General features: G+C 60.9%; 14 protein-coding genes. 9 read left to right on the plus strand and 5 right to left on the minus strand.

The window, feature by feature from the left end:
• The first annotated feature begins 16 nt into the window (after positions 1-16).
• From PG879_RS07650 to lolE, 3 genes are read left to right on the plus strand one after another with little or no spacing between them, the layout of a single operon-like run.
• Positions 17-1252, plus strand: coding sequence for a lipoprotein-releasing ABC transporter permease subunit (locus PG879_RS07650; protein WP_010674566.1), 1236 nt, complete (start codon positions 17-19; stop codon positions 1250-1252).
• A gap of 40 nt (positions 1253-1292) precedes the next feature.
• Positions 1293-1991 (plus strand): lipoprotein-releasing ABC transporter ATP-binding protein LolD, encoded by a 699-nt coding sequence (lolD, locus tag PG879_RS07655; RefSeq protein WP_010674567.1) that lies wholly within the window; start codon positions 1293-1295, stop codon positions 1989-1991.
• Positions 1991-3232 (plus strand): lipoprotein-releasing ABC transporter permease subunit LolE, encoded by a 1242-nt coding sequence (gene lolE, locus PG879_RS07660; RefSeq protein ID WP_010674568.1) that lies wholly within the window; start codon positions 1991-1993, stop codon positions 3230-3232. Before lolD ends, lolE begins: the two co-directional genes overlap by 1 nt.
• Positions 3233-3362: 130 nt before the next feature.
• Here the strand turns inward: lolE and yfbR are convergent, their stop codons facing one another.
• Positions 3363-3953, minus strand: a complete 591-nt coding sequence (yfbR, locus tag PG879_RS07665) for a 5'-deoxynucleotidase (RefSeq protein WP_010674569.1) — start codon at positions 3951-3953, stop codon at positions 3363-3365.
• Positions 3954-4037: 84 nt separating this feature from the next.
• Positions 4038-4472: a YccF domain-containing protein gene (locus PG879_RS07670; protein WP_039039046.1), complete on the minus strand. Its 435-nt coding sequence runs from the start codon at positions 4470-4472 to the stop codon at positions 4038-4040.
• 430 nt (positions 4473-4902) lie between these two features.
• Here PG879_RS07670 and tig point away from each other — a divergent pair, with 430 nt between their 5' ends.
• From tig to ppiD, 6 genes are all read left to right on the plus strand, one after another.
• Positions 4903-6213 (plus strand): trigger factor, encoded by a 1311-nt coding sequence (gene tig / locus PG879_RS07675; RefSeq protein ID WP_270829987.1) that lies wholly within the window; start codon positions 4903-4905, stop codon positions 6211-6213.
• 86 nt (positions 6214-6299) lie between these two features.
• Complete coding sequence (clpP, locus tag PG879_RS07680) at positions 6300-6923, plus strand: ATP-dependent Clp endopeptidase proteolytic subunit ClpP (protein WP_005324106.1); 624 nt, start codon at positions 6300-6302, stop codon at positions 6921-6923.
• Positions 6924-6993: 70 nt separating this feature from the next.
• A complete protein-coding gene (gene clpX, locus PG879_RS07685; RefSeq protein ID WP_010674573.1) occupies positions 6994-8268 on the plus strand; it encodes an ATP-dependent protease ATP-binding subunit ClpX in 1275 nt (424 codons plus the stop codon).
• Positions 8269-8407: 139 nt separating this feature from the next.
• On the plus strand, positions 8408-10762 hold the full coding sequence (gene lon, locus PG879_RS07690) for an endopeptidase La (RefSeq protein ID WP_010674574.1): 2355 nt from the start codon (positions 8408-8410) through the stop codon (positions 10760-10762).
• 240 nt (positions 10763-11002) lie between these two features.
• Positions 11003-11275 (plus strand): nucleoid-associated protein HU-beta, encoded by a 273-nt coding sequence (gene hupB, locus PG879_RS07695; RefSeq protein WP_005315375.1) that lies wholly within the window; start codon positions 11003-11005, stop codon positions 11273-11275.
• A 149-nt stretch (positions 11276-11424) separates the two neighbouring features.
• Positions 11425-13338 (plus strand): peptidylprolyl isomerase, encoded by a 1914-nt coding sequence (gene ppiD, locus PG879_RS07700; protein WP_042016078.1) that lies wholly within the window; start codon positions 11425-11427, stop codon positions 13336-13338.
• Positions 13339-13539: 201 nt separating this feature from the next.
• Here the strand turns inward: ppiD and PG879_RS07705 are convergent, their stop codons facing one another.
• From PG879_RS07705 to PG879_RS07715, 3 genes are all read right to left on the minus strand, one after another.
• Positions 13540-15132 carry an ABC-F family ATPase gene (locus tag PG879_RS07705; protein ID WP_010674576.1) on the minus strand — a complete coding sequence of 531 codons (1593 nt, stop codon included), beginning with the start codon at positions 15130-15132 and terminating at the stop codon, positions 13540-13542.
• A gap of 210 nt (positions 15133-15342) precedes the next feature.
• Positions 15343-16998, minus strand: coding sequence for a cation acetate symporter (locus tag PG879_RS07710; protein WP_010674577.1), 1656 nt, complete (start codon positions 16996-16998; stop codon positions 15343-15345).
• Entirely contained in the window at positions 16995-17306 is a 312-nt protein-coding gene (locus PG879_RS07715) for a DUF485 domain-containing protein (RefSeq protein ID WP_010674578.1), read from the minus strand. The genes PG879_RS07710 and PG879_RS07715 overlap by 4 nt, the downstream gene beginning before the upstream one ends.
• Positions 17307-17330: the final 24 nt, after the last annotated feature.

Here is a 17330-nt window from a genome sequence, read left to right on the forward strand (position 1 = left end):
GGCAACGTAGATATCCTTGAAGACCGGACTTTTTCAGCCACTGTCGCTGGCCATCGGCCTGCGTTATGCAGGCTCGCGACGCAGTAACCGCTTCGTCTCCTTTATCTCCCTGTTCTCCACCTTTGGCATCGCCATCGGGGTCGCCGCCCTGATGGTGGTGATCTCGGTGATGAACGGGTTCGAAGGACAGCTCAAGGGGCGCATCCTCGGAGTGATCCCCCATGTGGTGGTGACCAATCAGGCTGGACGCATCGAGGCCGAGCCCGAAGGTCTGCCCGATCTGGCCCGCCTGCCCCACGTGGTGGCCACGGCCCCCATGCTCGACAGCGAAGGCATGCTGCAAAGCCCGGGTCAGCTCACCGGTGTGAGCGTGCAGGGGATTGATCCCGCCCGCTGGCCCAAGGATGACATCCTGCACGCCCAGATGCTGGGTGGGCGCCTTGACAGCCTGCAGGCCGGTGAATACCACATCGTGCTGGGGCAGGGGGTGGCCAGCCGCCTCAAGGTCTCCATCGGCGACCAGGTGCGTCTCATCCTGACCGAAGGTACCCGCTTCACCCCCTTTGGCCGGGTGCCGGCCCAGCGTCTTTTCACCGTCTCCGGCATCTTCGGGGTCGGCGCCGACGTGGACAGCCAGGTGGCCCTGATTGCCCTGGGGGATGCCCAGCGCATGCTGCGCCTGCCCGCAGACAAGGTGGGCGGCATCCGCCTCTGGCTGGACGATCCCTTCGCCGCCGACGAGGTGGTGAAGACCGCGTTGCCGGACGGGCTGGAGTGGCAGGACTGGCGCCGCGAGCGCGGCGAGCTGTTCCAGGCGGTGGCCATGGAAAAACGGATGATGGGGCTGATGCTGGTGCTGATCATCGCGGTCGCCACCTTCAACATCCTCTCCGCCCTGGTGATGGTGGTCACCGACAAGGAAGGGGAGGTGGCCATCCTGCGTACCATGGGCATGAGCGAATCCGGCATCGTCAAGATCTTCATGGTGCTGGGGGCGTCGAGCGGCGTCATCGGCGCCCTGTTCGGGGGGCTGGCGGGGCTGGCGCTCTGCTTCGGCCTCAATCCTCTGCTCAATGCCCTTGGGCTCAACCTCTATATGGCGGCGGGGGGCAGCGGTCTACCGGTCATCGTCGAGCCGGCCCAGGTCATGACCATTTTGCTGGGCGCCGTGCTGCTCAGCTTCAGTGCCACCCTCTACCCGGCCTCCCGCGCGGCCCGGGTCAAACCGGCGGAGGCGCTGCGTTATGAATAATTCATCTTCTGTTGTTACTGGTGCAAGTGGAGCCCCCGTTATGAATCAATCCGTCTCCTGCGAGCCGCTGCTGCGCTGCCAGGCCCTCAATCATGTCTACAAAGAGGGCAATCTGGAGACCCAGGTACTCAAGGGGATCGAGCTGGACGTTGCCCCCGGGGAGATGCTGGCGGTGGTGGGGAGCTCGGGCTCCGGCAAGACCACCCTGCTGCACCTGATGGGGGCGCTGGACAACCCCTCCAGCGGCGCCGTGCTGTTCAAGGGGCAGGACATCCATGGCTGGGACAGCCGCACCCAGGCGAGGTTTCGCAACCAGGAGCTGGGTTTCGTTTACCAGTTCCACCACCTGCTCTCGGAATTCAGCGCACTGGAAAATGCGGCCATGCCGCTGCTGATCGCCGGTGAGTCGGTGGCCAGCGCCACCGAGAAGGCGAGCAAGATGCTGGGGCGGGTGGGGCTCTCCCACCGTCTCAACCACAGACCGTCCGAGCTCTCCGGTGGCGAGCGCCAGCGGGTGGCCATCGCCCGAGCCCTGGTCAACGAACCCAGCCTGGTGCTGGCGGATGAGCCCACCGGCAACCTGGATCACGCCAGCGCCACCGCCGTCTATGAGCTCTTGTGCGAGCTCAATCGCGAGCTTGGCACCGCGTTCGTGGTGGTGACCCATGACTTGAGCCTGGCGGCCAAGCTCCACCGCCGGGTCACCCTGGTGAGCGGCATCATGGCGGAGGTCGCCTGATGTTCAAGCCGCTGCCCCTGTTCCTGGGCCTGCGTTACAGCCGCTCCCGCCGTCGCAACGGCTTCATCGCCTTCATTTCGGCCTCCTCCCTCATCGGCATCGCCCTCGGGGTGATGGCCCTCATTCTTGGCCTCTCCGCCATGAACGGGTTCGAGCGGGAGCTCAAGAACCGGGTGCTCTCCGTGGTCCCCCACGGCGAGCTCATCGGCATGGAGGCGCCACTGCCTGACTGGCCGCGGCTCAGGGACTACCTGCTGGCTCAGCCCGGGGTGGAGGCGGCTGCCCCCGTCATTCGCCTGGACGGCCTGCTGGAGCACGGCTCCGCCCTCAAGGGGGTCCAGCTGCGTGCGGTGCTGCCGGAGCTGGAAGCCAATCTCTCCGATGCGGGCAACTTCATGACGGGTCGGGGCCTTCGCGAGCTGCAGGCGGGTGAACACGGGGTCATCCTCGGCAAGATCATCGCCGACAAGCTGGGGGTCAAGACAGGGGACACCGTCACCCTGCTGCTGCCCCAGGCGGGTGATGCCGCCGGCATCAAGAACCCGAAACGGGAGGCGCTCACCGTGGTGGGGCTGCTCGAGATCGGCGGCCAGCTCGACGGCCTGCTCGGCTTCATGCACCTGGCGGACGCCCAGGCCATCACCGGCATGGGCAGCGCGGTGGAGGGGTTCAGCCTCAAGGTGAACGACGTGCTCAAGGCCCAGTCCATCACGGTGGCGGCGGCCCAGAAATTCCCGCACTACGTCTATATCAGTAGCTGGATGAGCCGTCAGGGTTATCTCTATCAGGACATCCAGATGGTGCGCACCGTGATGTACGTGGTGATGCTGATGGTGGTGGCGGTGGCCTGCTTCAACATCGTCTCTACTCTGGTGATGGCGGTGAATGAGAAGCGCAGCGAGATTGCCATCTTGAAGACCATGGGGGCGAGCCCGGGCCAGATCCGGCTTACCTTCGTCATCCAGGGGATGGTGAACGGGGTGGCGGGAGCCTTGCTCGGCGCCCTGCTTGGCGGTCTGCTCTCCAGCAAGCTGACCCAGATCCTGAGCGCCATCGAAGGGGTTATCGGGCACCGTTTCCTGAATCCCGACATCTACTTCATCGACTTCCTGCCGACCGAGCTGCACATGCAGGACTTGCTCATCGTGACCGGCGCCGCCATCCTGATGAGCCTGGTGGCGACCCTCTATCCTGCCTGGCGGGCGAGCGGCCTGGTGCCGTCCCGGGAACTGGGGCATTGATGCCCATGGATGTGATAAAGGGCCCTGCGGGGCCCTTTTTATTGTCACTCTTTTGTGGGGAAACCCCCGACGTGGCGGTTATCGGGGCAATACGCAGGAGGAGATGATGCCCGGTGCCGTGTTGATGGCATCAATGGGCATTCAACTCATCGAGAGGCAGTGAAAAACTCCCCACGAAGACATCGATGAAGTAGCGCATGGCGGGGTTCATCCTGGCGTCCAGCATCTGCTCGAGGCGCTTTCGCGCGGGCTCGAACTCCCGGTTGCCGACGCTCAGCTCCTCCAGACACTTGGTGTAGGCGCAGAGGGTGTCTGCATCCTTCACCAGGCTGGTGAGGGCCTCGTCCTGGGCGCCGGAGTCGAGCAGGGGGCGAAAGTCCTCTACCAGCTCAGGCGGCAACATGCCCAGCAGGCGCTGCTCGGCGGCAAGCTCAATCTTCTTGTATTCGCGGGCGATTTCGGGATTGAAGTACTTGACCGGGGTGGGCAGATCCCCGGTCAGCACCTCGCTGCTGTCGTGGTAGAGGGCCATGACGGCGGCCCGGTCTGCATCCACCTGAGCGCCGAACAGGCGATTGCTGATAAGACCGAGGGCGTGGGCCACCATGGCGACCTGCAGGCTGTGCTCGGCGATGTTTTCGGGCTGGATGTTGCGCATCAGGGGCCAGCGGTAGATGAGGCGCATACGGGCGAGGTTGGCAAAAAAATGGCTGGGCAGCATGGAAGACCTCGAATGGGGCAATGAAAAAGGGCAGACCCTAGTCTGCCCTTTTTTCCACCCGCAAGGATAGCCTGAGATGGGCCCTCAGCGGATGTAGCGACCCGATTCGGCCTCGTGGTTGGTCACTATCATCTGGCCGATGGGGGCCAGGCTGATGAGGGCCAGCTTGAGGTGCTGGATGCCGAACGGGATGCCGACGATGGTGACGAAACAGGCCAGCGCCGAGGCAATGTGGCCGATGGCCAGCCAGACCCCGATGAGCACAAACCAGAGAATGTTGCCAATCAGCCCCAGGGCGCCGGTGCCGATGTCGCTCTGGCCCGTCATGCTCTTGCGGCTCACCGCCTGCTTGCCAAACGGGAAGAAGGTGAAGGTGCCGATGACGAAGCAGGCGCGTCCCCAGGGGATCCCGATGAGGGAGACGAAGCAGAGCAGCCCCGCCAGCCACCAGGCCAGCCCCATGAAGACGCCTCCCAGCACGAACCAGAGCAGATTGAACAAGAAGCGGAAAAAGGACATGTGGGTGACTCCAGCAGCACGTGAATTGGCTGTCACCATAGCGAGCCCTGCCGGGGGACGCAATGGCACAGGCGAGAAGGTGGACAATTTGGGTCGCAGCACGCCATTTTTGTGCCTGATTGGCGGCGGATGGCGATCAAAATGGCCCGTTCGCCGTGAAAAAGAGTGAGCCAGTGCAAATTATTGCGGATGGAATGCTTGAACTCGGTGCAAGGCTTCCCCATATAGGAGAAAGTCTTGCGCAAATTGTGCTGTCTGTGCCCCGGATGGGGGATGTGCGGCTCGACGCGACCACTGCACGCCGCTATAATGTCGCGTCATATTTTCTCATCACAAAGACAGTCGTTGTCTTTATAAACAGGAAGACTCCGGGCTTGCCCGGGGGCAATAAAGGGTCAGCACGCAGTGCTGAGTTGAACGAGGTAAAAGAATGCAAGTTTCTGTAGAGACAACCCAGGGTCTGGAACGCCGTCTTACCATCACTGTACCGGCCGCTACCGTTGACGCCGCCGTGCGCAAAGAATTGAATGGCCTGGCCAAAACCCGTCGCATCGACGGTTTCCGTCCTGGCAAGGCTCCGGTTGCCATCATCAAGAAGATGTTCGGTGCCATGGCTCACGCCCGCGTTGCCGATGAAATGATGCAGAACAACTTCATCAAGGCCATCATCGAGAACAAACTGAGCCCGGCTGGCGCCCCGACCATGGATCCGAAAGAGATCAAAGAAGGTCAGGATTTCGAATTCACCGCCACTTTCGAAGTGTATCCGGAGTTCGAAGTTGCCGGTCTGGAGAGCATCAAGGTCGAGAAGCCGGTTGCCACCGTGAAGGACAGCGACCTGGAAAACATGATCGACACCCTGCGCAAGCAGCACGCCACCTGGACTGAAGCCGCTGTGGCTGCCGCCAACGGCATGCGTGTGACCATGGACTTCGTCGGTTCCATCGACGGTGAAGAGTTCGACGGTGGCAAGGCTGAAGGCTTCACCCTGGAACTGGGCGCTGGCCGCATGATCCCGGGCTTCGAAGACGCCATCCTGGGCAAGAAAGCGGGCGACGAGTTCACCATCGAGGTGACTTTCCCGGCTGACTACCACGCCGAAGCCCTGAAGGGCAAGGCTGCCAAATTTGCTTCCAAGCTGCACAAGGTTGAAGAGCAAGTGCTGCCCGAGCTGACCGAAGAGTTCGTCAAGCGTTTCGGCATCGAGAGCGGCAGCGTTGAAGAGCTGAAGGCAGAAGTGCGCAAGAACATGGAGCGCGAACTGGTCCAGGCCCTGAAAAACAGCGTGAAAGAGCAGGTACTGAACGGCCTGGTTGAAGCCAACCAGATCGATCTGCCGAAGGCTGCCGTTGCCCAGGAAATCGACACCCTGCGTCAGCAGGCTCTGCAGCGCTTCGGTGGCTTCCAGGGCGGCAACGCCCCCGAGCTGCCGGCCGAGCTGTTCCAGGCCCAGGCCGAGCGCCGTGTCCGCGTTGGTCTGCTGCTGGGTGACGTCATCCGCACCAACGAGATCAAGGCTGACGACGCCCGTGTGACCAGCATCATCGAGTCCATGGCCACTGCCTACGAAGATCCGAAAGAAGTGATCGAGTACTATCAGCAGAACGAGCAGATGCTGAACGGCGTGCGCAACCTGGCCATTGAAGATCAAGCCATCGATCTGATCCTGTCCAAGGCGCAAGTCACCGAGAAAGAAGTTGCCTTCGACGAAGTGATCAACAAGTCCGGTGCCGCTGCCTAAGAACATTTGACTTAAGGTCAAAACTGTTAAGTATAATGGCTCGTGTGATCTCCACTCGGGCCATTTTATTTTAGGGACAATGCCTTATGTACAAGAACTATAACGATGTGACTGAATCCCCACGCAATGCGCTCATCCCGATGGTGGTAGAGCAAACCGCGAAAGGGGAGCGTTCCTACGACATCTATTCCCGTCTGCTGAAAGAGCGGGTGATCTTCCTGACCGGTCAGGTCGAGGATCACATGGCGAACCTGGTGGTGGCCCAACTGCTGTTCCTGGAGTCCGAGAACCCGGATCAGGACATCAGCATCTACATCAACTCGCCGGGTGGTGCCGTCACTGCGGGTATGTCCATCTATGACACCATGCAGTTCATCAAGCCGGACGTGAGCACCGTCTGCATGGGGCAGGCCTGCTCCATGGGGGCCTTCCTGCTGGCCGGTGGCGCCAAGGGCAAGCGTTTCTGCCTGCCCAATGCCCGAGTGATGATCCACCAGCCGCTGGGCGGCTTCCAGGGGCAGGCTTCTGACATCCAGATCCATGCCCAGGAGATCCTGAAAATCAAGAATACCCTGAACGATCGTCTGGCGTTCCATACCGGTCAGGACATGGCCACCATCGAGCGCGACACCGACCGTGACAATTTCATGTCTGCCGAGCAGGCCGTTGCCTATGGTCTGGTTGACGGCATCCTGAGCCAGCGCGGCTGAGCAGGGTACCCCGTCCTGTTGTAAACTCAACAGGACGATCCATCCTCTATTGATAAAACGAGGTCGCTGAATGACAGAGAAACGCAAGGGTGAGGGCGACAAGCTGCTGTATTGCTCTTTCTGCGGCAAAAGCCAGCATGAAGTGCGCAAGCTGATCGCTGGCCCTTCCGTCTACGTATGTGATGAGTGTGTCGAGCTGTGCAACGACATCATCCGCGAAGAGATCCGCGAGATCTCTCCCAAGCGCGATGGTAGCGAGCTGCCGACCCCTCATGAAATCCGCGCCCATCTGGACGACTACGTGATCGGTCAGGAGTACGCCAAGAAGGTGCTGGCAGTGGCTGTCTACAACCACTACAAGCGTCTTCGCAGCGGCAGCGAGTCCGGTGGCGTGGAGCTGGGCAAATCCAACATCCTGCTGATTGGCCCCACCGGCAGCGGCAAGACTCTGCTGGCCGAGACCCTGGCTCGTCTGCTGGATGTGCCCTTCACTATGGCCGATGCCACCACCCTGACCGAAGCCGGTTACGTGGGCGAGGACGTGGAGAACATCATCCAGAAGTTGCTGCAAAAGTGCGACTACGACGTGGAGAAGGCCCAGCGTGGCATCGTCTACATCGACGAGATCGACAAGATCTCCCGCAAGTCGGACAACCCCTCCATCACCCGCGACGTCTCCGGGGAAGGGGTGCAGCAGGCACTGCTGAAACTGATCGAAGGCACCATCGCCTCCGTGCCGCCCCAGGGCGGTCGCAAGCACCCGCAGCAGGAGTTTTTGCAGGTCGACACCTCCAAGATCCTCTTCATCTGTGGTGGTGCTTTCGCGGGGCTGGACAAGGTGATCGAGCAGCGCTCCGTCAAGGGCACCGGCATCGGTTTTGGCGCCGAGGTGAAATCCAAGAATGCCAAGGCAACCCTGAGCGAGAACTTTGCCAAGGTGGAGCCGGAAGATCTCATCAAGTACGGTCTCATCCCCGAGTTCATCGGCCGTCTGCCGGTGGTCGCGACCCTGACCGAGCTTGACGAGGCTGCCCTCATCCAGATCCTGAAAGAGCCGAAAAACGCGCTGACCAAGCAGTATGCCGCGCTGTTCGCCCTGGAAGAGGTGGAGCTGGAGTTTCGTGACGACGCGCTCAATGCCATTGCCCGCAAGGCCATGGAGCGCAAAACCGGTGCCCGGGGTCTGCGTTCCATTGTCGAGGCCGTACTGCTCGACACCATGTATGACCTGCCCTCCCTGAAAGGGGTCAGCAAGGTGGTGATCGACGAGACGGTGATCAAGGGAGACTCCGCGCCCCTGATGATCTACGACAATCCCGAGACTCAGGCCGCAGCCTCAGAGTAACTGTCTGATTTTTAATCACATAAAGGGGCTTTTTGCCCCTTTCATGCTTTTTACGGCCAAGGCGATTGAATCTCATCTTTGCGCCCCCATATACTCAGCCAAGCCTTTGCCAACGGTATAACAAGCCGAGAGGACATATATGAACCTAGAGCGTTCAGAACGCATCGAGATTCCCGTCCTGCCTCTTCGTGACGTGGTGGTCTATCCCCACATGGTCATTCCACTCTTTGTGGGGCGGGAAAAATCCATTCGCTGTCTGGAAGCGGCCATGGAGCAGGACAAGAAAGTCCTGCTGGTGGCCCAGAAGGATGCGTCGACTGACGAACCGACGGTGGAGGAAATTTTCTCCGTCGGGACAGTGGCCAATATTCTGCAGATGCTCAAGCTTCCGGACGGCACCGTCAAGGTGCTGGTGGAGGGGGGCCAGCGTGCCCGCCTTGAGCGGATGATCGACGATCGCGACTTCTTTGTCGGGGAGGCCCAGTACATCGCGTCCGCCCCCATCGAGGAGAAGGATCAGGACGTGCTGGTGCGCTCTGCCATCGGCCAGTTCGAAGGTTACATCAAGCTCAACAAGAAGATCCCGCCCGAGGTACTCACCTCGATTTCGGCGATTGACGATGCGGCGCGCCTGGCCGATACCATGGCTGCCCACATGCCGCTCAAGCTCGAAGACAAGCAGAAGGTGCTGGAAATCGCCTCCGTGTCCGAGCGCATCGAGTTTCTGATGGCCATGATGGAGTCGGAGATCGACCTGTTGCAGGTCGAGAAACGCATCCGCTCTCGGGTCAAGAAGCAGATGGAGAAGAGCCAGCGGGAGTATTACCTCAACGAGCAGATGAAGGCCATCCAGAAAGAGCTGGGTGAGCTGGAAGACAGCCCGGATGAATTCGAAGCCCTCAATCGCAAGATTGAAGAGGCCGGGATGCCGGAGGATGCCCGCGAGAAGGCCCAGGCCGAGCTCGCCAAGCTCAAGATGATGTCCCCCATGTCGGCGGAAGCCACCGTGGTGCGCAGCTATGTGGACTGGATGGTGCAGGTGCCCTGGAAGGCCCGCTCCAAGGTCAAGAAAGACCTAGGCAAGGCCCAGGAGGTGCTGGATGCGGATCACTATGGCCTGGACAAGGTCAAGGATCGCATCCTCGAATACCTGGCAGTGCAGGCGCGTGTGAACAAGCTTAAGGGCCCCATCCTCTGCCTGGTCGGGCCTCCCGGGGTGGGCAAGACTTCCCTGGGCCAGTCCATCGCTAAGGCCACCGGCCGCAAGTATGTGCGCATGGCCCTGGGTGGGGTGCGTGACGAGGCGGAGATCCGTGGTCACCGCCGTACCTACATCGGCTCCATGCCCGGCAAGCTCATCCAGAAGATGGCGAAAGTCGGCGTGAAGAACCCGCTGTTCCTGCTCGACGAAATCGACAAGATGAGCTCGGACATGCGTGGCGATCCCGCTTCCGCCCTGCTGGAGGTGCTGGATCCCGAGCAGAACAGCAGCTTCAACGATCACTATCTGGAAGTGGATTATGACCTGTCGGACGTGATGTTCGTGGCCACCTCCAACTCCATGAACATACCGGGTCCGCTGCTGGACCGGATGGAAGTGATCCGTCTGTCCGGTTACACCGAGGACGAGAAGCTCAACATTGCCAAGCAGCACCTGGTGGCCAAGCAGATCCAGCGCAACGGCCTGAAGCCATCCGAGATCACCATTGAGGATTCGGCGCTGATCGGGGTGATTCGCTACTACACCCGCGAGGCGGGTGTGCGCAGCCTGGAGCGTGAAATCTCCAAAATCTGTCGCAAGGCAGTCAAACGCATCCTGCTGGACAAGAGCATCAAGCATGTTCAGGTCAACCAGGAGAACCTCAAGGAGTTCCTGGGGGTACAGCGCTTTGACTATGGCAAGGCCACCGACCAGAACCAGATTGGTCAGGTGTGCGGGCTGGCGTGGACCGAAGTGGGGGGCGATCTGCTCACCATCGAGACCACCAACATGCCGGGCAAGGGCAAGCTCACTTACACCGGTTCCCTCGGTGACGTGATGCAGGAGTCCATCCAGGCGGCCATGACGGTGGTGCGGGCCCGTGCCGAGAAGCTGCGTATCAACGGCGACTTCTACGAGAAGCGCGACATCCACGTGCACGTGCCGGAAGGGGCGACCCCGAAAGACGGCCCGAGCGCCGGTATCGCCATGTGTACCGCCCTGGTCTCCAGCCTCACCGGCAACCCGGTGCGTGCCGACGTGGCCATGACGGGTGAAATCACCCTGCGTGGCGAGGTGCTGCCCATCGGTGGTCTCAAGGAGAAACTGCTGGCGGCCCACCGTGGTGGCATCAAGCGTGTGCTGATCCCGAAAGAGAACGAACGTGACCTCGAGGAGATCCCGGCCAACGTCAAACAAGATCTTGAAATCTATCCGGTTCGCTGGATTGATGAGGTGCTTGCACTGGCGTTGCAGGACAATCCGCAAGGTTTCGAACGCGTTTCTGTCGTGTAAATGTTGATGCGCCGCAAATTTGGCGCATTCGGGGGGTGGTTAAGGCTTGCATGCACCGGACAACGGAAGTAGCCTTGACCACCGATCGGGTACTCATGATGAGTCGCAATGCGTGATGTGGCGCGGGTTTGCGCCAGATTGTCACTTGCAACTGATCAGGAGGCTTGTTATAAAACCTCCACTTGTTGTGGCCAGGGAAATCAGCGCCGCAGCGATGTTCGATAAAAGGGGAATATAAGAGTGAATAAATCTCAACTGATTGACAAGATTGCAGACGGTGCTGATATCTCCAAAGCTGCCGCTGGCCGTGCGCTGGATGCCTTCATCGATGCCGTGGGCGAAGCCCTGAAAGAGGGTGACCAGGTTGCTCTGGTTGGTTTCGGTACTTTCGCCGTTCGCGAGCGTGCAGCCCGTTCCGGCCGCAACCCGCAAACTGGTGCGACCATCGAAATCGCTGCCGGTAAAGTTCCTGCCTTCAAAGCCGGCAAGGCCCTGAAAGACGCGGTCAACTAAGCCGGTCGCTGATATCTATCGGCACCGTCCTTGGTCTCTGACCAGACAAGTGAGAGGGCTCTCCCTCATACTGCTTGACCAAGGCGCATCGCAATCGGTGCGCCTTTTCATTATTTACGCCCATCGAGTTCGGGAGCATAAGTACAAACATGATGTTGGATAAACTACGCGAAGGGGCGCAGGGCAAGGTAGCCAAGGTTATCTTGGGCCTGATCATCCTCTCCTTTGCCTTGGCCGGGGTAGGCAGCTACCTCAATGGCCCGGCACGTACCGCCCCCGCCACCGTCAACGGCAATGACATCAGTGCCCCCGCACTGGAGAATGCCTACCGCAATGAGCGGGCCCGTATGGAATCCCAAATGGGTGAGGCCTTCAACCAGCTGGCCGCCAATCCCGATTACATGAAACAGTTCCGCCGTGGCGTGCTGGACCGTCTGATCGATCAGGCGCTGATCGATGACAAGGCCCGCTCCCTGGGTCTGCGCGTCAGCGATGAGCAGATCAAGCAGGCCATCGTCGCCATGCCCGAGTTTGCCGAGAACGGCAAGTTCAGCAATGACCGCTACCTGCAGCTCATTCGCCGTGCCGGCATGACCCCCGAGATGTTCCGCGACTCCCTGCGCCAGGACATGGTGCGCCAGCAATTGATGGGCGCCGTGCTGGGATCGGAGTTCGCCCTCAAGGGTGAAGCCGAGCAACTGGATCGTCTCTACAACCAGACCCGTGACCTGCGCCTGATCCGTCTGGCCGCTTCCGCCTATGTGGACGGGATCGAGGTGAGCGATGCCGAGGTGGAGCAGTTCTACAAGGCCAACAGCGCTCGCTTCATGAACGACGAGACGGTCAAGGTCGACTATCTGCTGCTCGATGCCGCGAACCTTGGCAAGAACATCAAGGTCACCGAGCAGGATGCCCAGGATTACTACGACCAGCATCAGGATCTGTTCCAGCGTCCCGAGCGCCGTCAGGTGGCGCACATCCTGATCCCGTTTGGCAAGGATGAAAAGGCCGCCGAGCAGAAAGCCGAGGCCGTGCTGGCCAAGGCCAAGGCAGGTGACGATTTCGCCGCGCTGGCCAAGGCCGACTCCTCCGATACCTTCTCTGCGAAGAAGGGCGGGGAGCTCGACTGGTTCGAGAAAGGGGTGATGGATCCTGCCTTCGAGAAAGCCGCGTTCGCGCTGGCCAAGGCTGGCGATCTCTCCGCCGTGGTGAAGAGCCCGTTCGGCTTCCACATCATCAAGCTGCTGGGAGTCGAGCCTGCCAAGACCAAGCCCTTCGTGGACGTGATGAGCGATACCATCGCCCGTCTGCAATCTGAGAAGGCCAAGGAGCAGTTCTTCGCCGAGCAGCAGAAGATGGCCGACAGCAGCTTCGAGAACCCGGACTCCCTGGACTTGACCGCCGAAGCTATGGGTCTCCAGGTGCAGTCCACCGGCTATTTCAGCCAGGCCGATGCGCCGGCACCGCTCAATGATCCCAAGGTGCTCTCCGTGGCATTCTCCGAACAGCTGCGCGATGACAACACCAACTCCGACGTGATCGAGCTGGCTGACGGCAAGGCGCTGGTGCTGCACATCATGGGTCACCAGCCGAAGGCGGCCAAGCCGCTTGCCGAGGTGAAAGAGCAGGTGATCACCGCCATCAAGCACGACAAGGCCAGTGAAGTGGCCCGTGGCAAGGCCCAGGGTCTGCTGGACAAGCTCAAGGCCGGTGAGAACGTTCAGGCCGACCTGACCGCGCTGGGTCTGAAAGTGGATACCCATACCGGCGTATCCCGTTTCGCCCAGGAGATGGATCAGAACCTGGTGACCCAGGCGTTCCGCATGCCCCATCCGACCGATGGCAAGCCGAGCGTCGAGCTGGTGACCGAAGCCAACGGTGATCGTGTGGTGGTGGCGCTGGACAAGGTCAACGTCATCAAGGAGCCGTCCCAGATGGTGAGCCTGCTGCAAGGTCAGCTGGGTCAGGGCAAGGCACAGGCCGACTACAAGTCGCTGATCGACGAGCTGCGCAAGGCGGCCAAGATCGAATACTTCACCGACGTGGAAGCCACTGTCGAGTAAGTCAGCCTCACGGCCCCAAGTGTGAAAACGGCTCCATGATGGAGCCGTTTTTTTATCTGCACGCGGCACAAGGGAGAGCTGCTGCCCGCTCGCAGGGGGGATACGTCGTCCTAGTTTGCATCCCGCTCGGCGTTGCCAGCAGGCATAAAAAAACCGGCGCACGAGGCGCCGGTTCTGATCACTTTGCTTGAAGGCGGGGGATTACACCACACCCTGGGTGCGCAGGTAATCCTCGTAGGTGCCGCCGAAGTCGCGGATGCCGTCTTCGGTCAGCTCCAGGATGCGGGTCGCCAGGGAGGAGACGAACTCGCGGTCGTGGGAGACGAAGATCAGGGTGCCCTTGTACATCTCCAGCGCCAGGTTCAAGGATTCGATGGATTCCATGTCCAGGTGGTTGGTCGGTTCATCCATGATCAGGATGTTGGGGCGCTGCATCATCAGCTTGCCGAACAGCATCCGGCCCTGTTCACCACCGGAGAGCACCTTGACCGGCTTCTTGATGTCGTCCTGGGAGAAGAGCAGACGACCCAGCACGGAGCGCACCGCCTGCTCGTCTTCGTTCTCCTGCTTCCACTGGGCCATCCAGTCGAACACATTGAGATCGGTGTCGAAGTCTTCGGCGTGATCCTGGGCGTAGTAGCCGATCTGGGCGTTCTCGGACCACTTGATGGTGCCGGTATCCGGTGCCAGGGCACCGACCAGCGTCTTGATCAGGGTGGACTTACCGATCCCGTTGGTACCCAGGATGGCGACCTTCTCGCCCACTTCCAGCATCATGTTGAGCCCCTTGAACAGGGGACCGTCGCCATAACCCTTGGAGACGCCTTCGATCTCCAGGATGTTGCGGTAGAGCTTCTTGTCCTGCTCGAAGCGGATGAAGGGGTTCTGACGGCTGGATACCTTCACTTCCTCAATCTTGATCTTGTCGATCTGCTTGAGGCGGGAGGTAGCCTGGCTGGACTTGGAGGCGTTGGCGCTGAAGCGGGAGACGAAGGATTGCAGATCGGCGATCTGGGCCTTCTTCTTGGCGTTGTCGGCCAGCAGGCGCTCGCGGGCCTGGGTGGCAGCCAGCATGTACTCGTCGTAGTTGCCCGGGTAGACCCGCAGCTCGCCGTAGTCCAGATCCGCCATGTGGGTGCAGACGGAGTTCAGGAAGTGACGGTCGTGAGAGATGATGATCATGGTGCTTTCACGATCGTTGAGCACCTGCTCCAGCCAGCGAATGGTGTTGATGTCCAGGTTGTTGGTCGGTTCGTCCAGCAACAGGATGTCGGGGTTGGAGAAGAGCGCCTGCGCCAGCAGTACCCGCAGTTTCCAGCCCGGGGCCACTTCGCTCATCGGGCCGTTGTGCTGCTCGATGGGAATACCGGCACCCAGCAGCAGTTCGCCTGCGCGGGATTCGGCGGTGTAGCCATCATATTCGGCGACCAGGCCTTCCAGCTCGGCGGCCTTCATGTAGTCGTCGTCGGTGGCCTCCAGGTTGGCGTAGATGGCATCGCGTTCGGCGATGGCGGCCCACAGCTCGGTGTGGCCCATCATGACCACGTCCAGTACGCGCATCTCTTCGTAGGCGAACTGATCCTGGCGCAGCTTACCGATGCGCTCGTTGACATCCAGGCTCACATTGCCGCCGGTGGGTTCGAGATCGCCGCCGAGGATCTTCATGAAGGTGGACTTGCCACAGCCGTTGGCACCGATGAGGCCGTAGCGGTTGCCGCCGCCAAACTTGACGCTGATGTTCTCAAACAGCGGCTTGGCGCCGAACTGCATGGTGATGTTGTTGCTTGAAAGCACTGGAATGTCCCGGTTGGTCTGTCAAATGGCGCGCATTATGGCACAGATCCCCCGAAAGTTTTAGCAGGAACTGTGATCTGGCCCCATTGCAGGGGGGAAGATTTCACGACCAGGCCGGCAACGGGCTCCGGCCTCTCTTGCAGAGGGGAGGCGAGGGGGCGGTCATGAAAAAAGCCGGCACTGGGCCGGCTTGGATGCGTGGGATGCCACTTAGTGGGCGGAGGCGCCGGAGGCACCGAGCCCGGTCTGGGAGCGGACGAACTGCGGGAAGAACTTCGCATGCTCGTCGGAGGCTGCCTGGGACTTGTCGGTGACCGAGAAGAACCAGATCCCGATGAAGGCCAGCCCCATGGAGAAGAGCGCCGGGTATTCGTAGGGGAAGATGGCCTGGGCATGACCCAGCACCTTCACCCAGACGGTGGGGCCCAGGATCATCAGGGTCACGGCGCTGATGAGACCGAGCCAGCCGCCATAGACGGCGCCACGGGTGGTCAGGCGGGACCAGAACATGGAGAGGAAGAGCACCGGGAAGTTGCAGCTCGCCGCGATGGAGAAGGCCAGGCCCACCATGAAGGCGATGTTCTGCTTCTCGAACAGGATGCCAAGGCCGATGGCGACCACACCCAGCACCAGGGTGGTCATCTTGGAGACACGCAGCTCGTCGGCCTCGTTGGCCTTGCCTTCCTTGATGACGCAGGCATAGAGGTCGTGAGAGACCGCTGAGGCCCCCGCCAGGGTCAGCCCGGCCACGACCGCCAGTATGGTGGCAAACGCCACGGCGGAGATGAAGCCCAGGAACAGGCTGCCACCCACGGCGTCGGCCAGATGGACGGCCGCCATGTTGGTGCCCCCCAGCAGGGCGCCGGTGGCGTCCTTGAAGTCCGGGTTGGTGCTGACCAGCAGGATGGCGCCAAAGCCGATGATGAAGGTGAGGATGTAGAAGTAGCCGATGAAGCCGGTGGCATAGAACACCGATTTACGGGCTTCCTTGGCATCGCTCACGGTAAAGAAGCGCATCAGGATGTGGGGCAGACCGGCGGTACCGAACATCAGGGCCAGCCCAAGGGAGATGGCGGAGATGGGGTCGGCGACTAGGCCGCCCGGGCTCATGATGGCCGCACCATTGGCATGCACCTTGACCGCTTCGCTGAACAGGGTACCGACGTCGAAGTTGACGGACTTCATCACCATGATGGCCATGAAGGAGGCACCGGAGAGCAGCATCACCGCCTTGATGATCTGTACCCAGGTGGTGGCCAGCATGCCGCCGAACAGCACGTAGAGCACCATCAGGATGCCGACCAGCACCACGGCCACATGGTATTGGAGGCCGAACAGCAGCTCGATGAGCTTGCCGGCACCGACCATCTGGGCGATGAGGTAGAGGGCGACCACCACCAGGGAGCCGCTGGCGGAGAGGCTGCGCACCGAGGTCTGCTTGAGGCGGTAGGAGGCCACGTCGGCAAAGGTGTACTTGCCGAGGTTGCGCAGCCGCTCCGCGATCAGGAACAGGATGATGGGCCAGCCCACCAGGAAGCCGATGGAGTAGATGAGACCGTCGTAGCCCGAGGTGTAGACCAGGGCAGAGATGCCGAGGAAGGAGGCGGCGGACATGTAGTCACCGGCGATGGCCAGACCGTTTTGGAAGCCGGTGATGCGCCCGCCGGCGGCGTAGTAGTCGGAAGCCGAGCGGTTGCGCTTGGAGGCCCAGTAGGTGATGAACAGGGTCGCGGCCACGAAGATCACGAACATCACGATGGCCGAGATATTGAGGGGTTGGCGTTGCACCTCGCCGCTGATGGCGTCGGCCGCCAGCAAGGGGGTGGAGATCAGACCTGCCAGCGGCAGCAGAAACTTGCCTTTCATGATTGCGCTCCCTTGAGGATCTTCTGGTTCAGTTCGTCGAACTCGCCGTTGGCACGAAATACGTAGATACCGGTCAGCACGAAGGCCGATACGATGAGACCAATCCCGACCGGGATGCCACGGGTGATGCTGGAGCCTTCGCTCAAGGGGGTGCCAAGCCAGCCCGGTGCAAAGGCGATGAGCAGGATGAACGCCAGGTAGAGCCCCAGCATCAGGATGGAGAGGGTCCAGGCAAAACGCTGGCGTTTGGCGACCAGTGTCTGGAAGTTGGGATCTTGCTGGATCCGAAGATACGGTTGCTGTTCCATTGCAGTTCTCCATGACAGTGAATG

The organism is Aeromonas sp. QDB63 (assembly GCF_027707425.1).
Classification (GTDB): domain Bacteria; phylum Pseudomonadota; class Gammaproteobacteria; order Enterobacterales; family Aeromonadaceae; genus Aeromonas; species Aeromonas caviae.

Coding starts and splice junctions, on each gene's coding strand:
- PG879_RS07715 (WP_010674578.1), bottom strand. CDS start 17,306: ATGGAACAGCAACCGTATCTTCGGATCCAGCAAGATCCCAACTTCCAG.
- lon (WP_010674574.1), top strand. CDS start 8,408: ATGAACCTAGAGCGTTCAGAACGCATCGAGATTCCCGTCCTGCCTCTT.
- lolD (WP_010674567.1), top strand. CDS start 1,293: ATGAATCAATCCGTCTCCTGCGAGCCGCTGCTGCGCTGCCAGGCCCTC.
- lolE (WP_010674568.1), top strand. CDS start 1,991: ATGTTCAAGCCGCTGCCCCTGTTCCTGGGCCTGCGTTACAGCCGCTCC.
- PG879_RS07670 (WP_039039046.1), bottom strand. CDS start 4,472: ATGTCCTTTTTCCGCTTCTTGTTCAATCTGCTCTGGTTCGTGCTGGGA.
- ppiD (WP_042016078.1), top strand. CDS start 11,425: ATGATGTTGGATAAACTACGCGAAGGGGCGCAGGGCAAGGTAGCCAAG.
- yfbR (WP_010674569.1), bottom strand. CDS start 3,953: ATGCTGCCCAGCCATTTTTTTGCCAACCTCGCCCGTATGCGCCTCATC.
- clpX (WP_010674573.1), top strand. CDS start 6,994: ATGACAGAGAAACGCAAGGGTGAGGGCGACAAGCTGCTGTATTGCTCT.
- clpP (WP_005324106.1), top strand. CDS start 6,300: ATGTACAAGAACTATAACGATGTGACTGAATCCCCACGCAATGCGCTC.
- PG879_RS07710 (WP_010674577.1), bottom strand. CDS start 16,998: ATGAAAGGCAAGTTTCTGCTGCCGCTGGCAGGTCTGATCTCCACCCCC.
- tig (WP_270829987.1), top strand. CDS start 4,903: ATGCAAGTTTCTGTAGAGACAACCCAGGGTCTGGAACGCCGTCTTACC.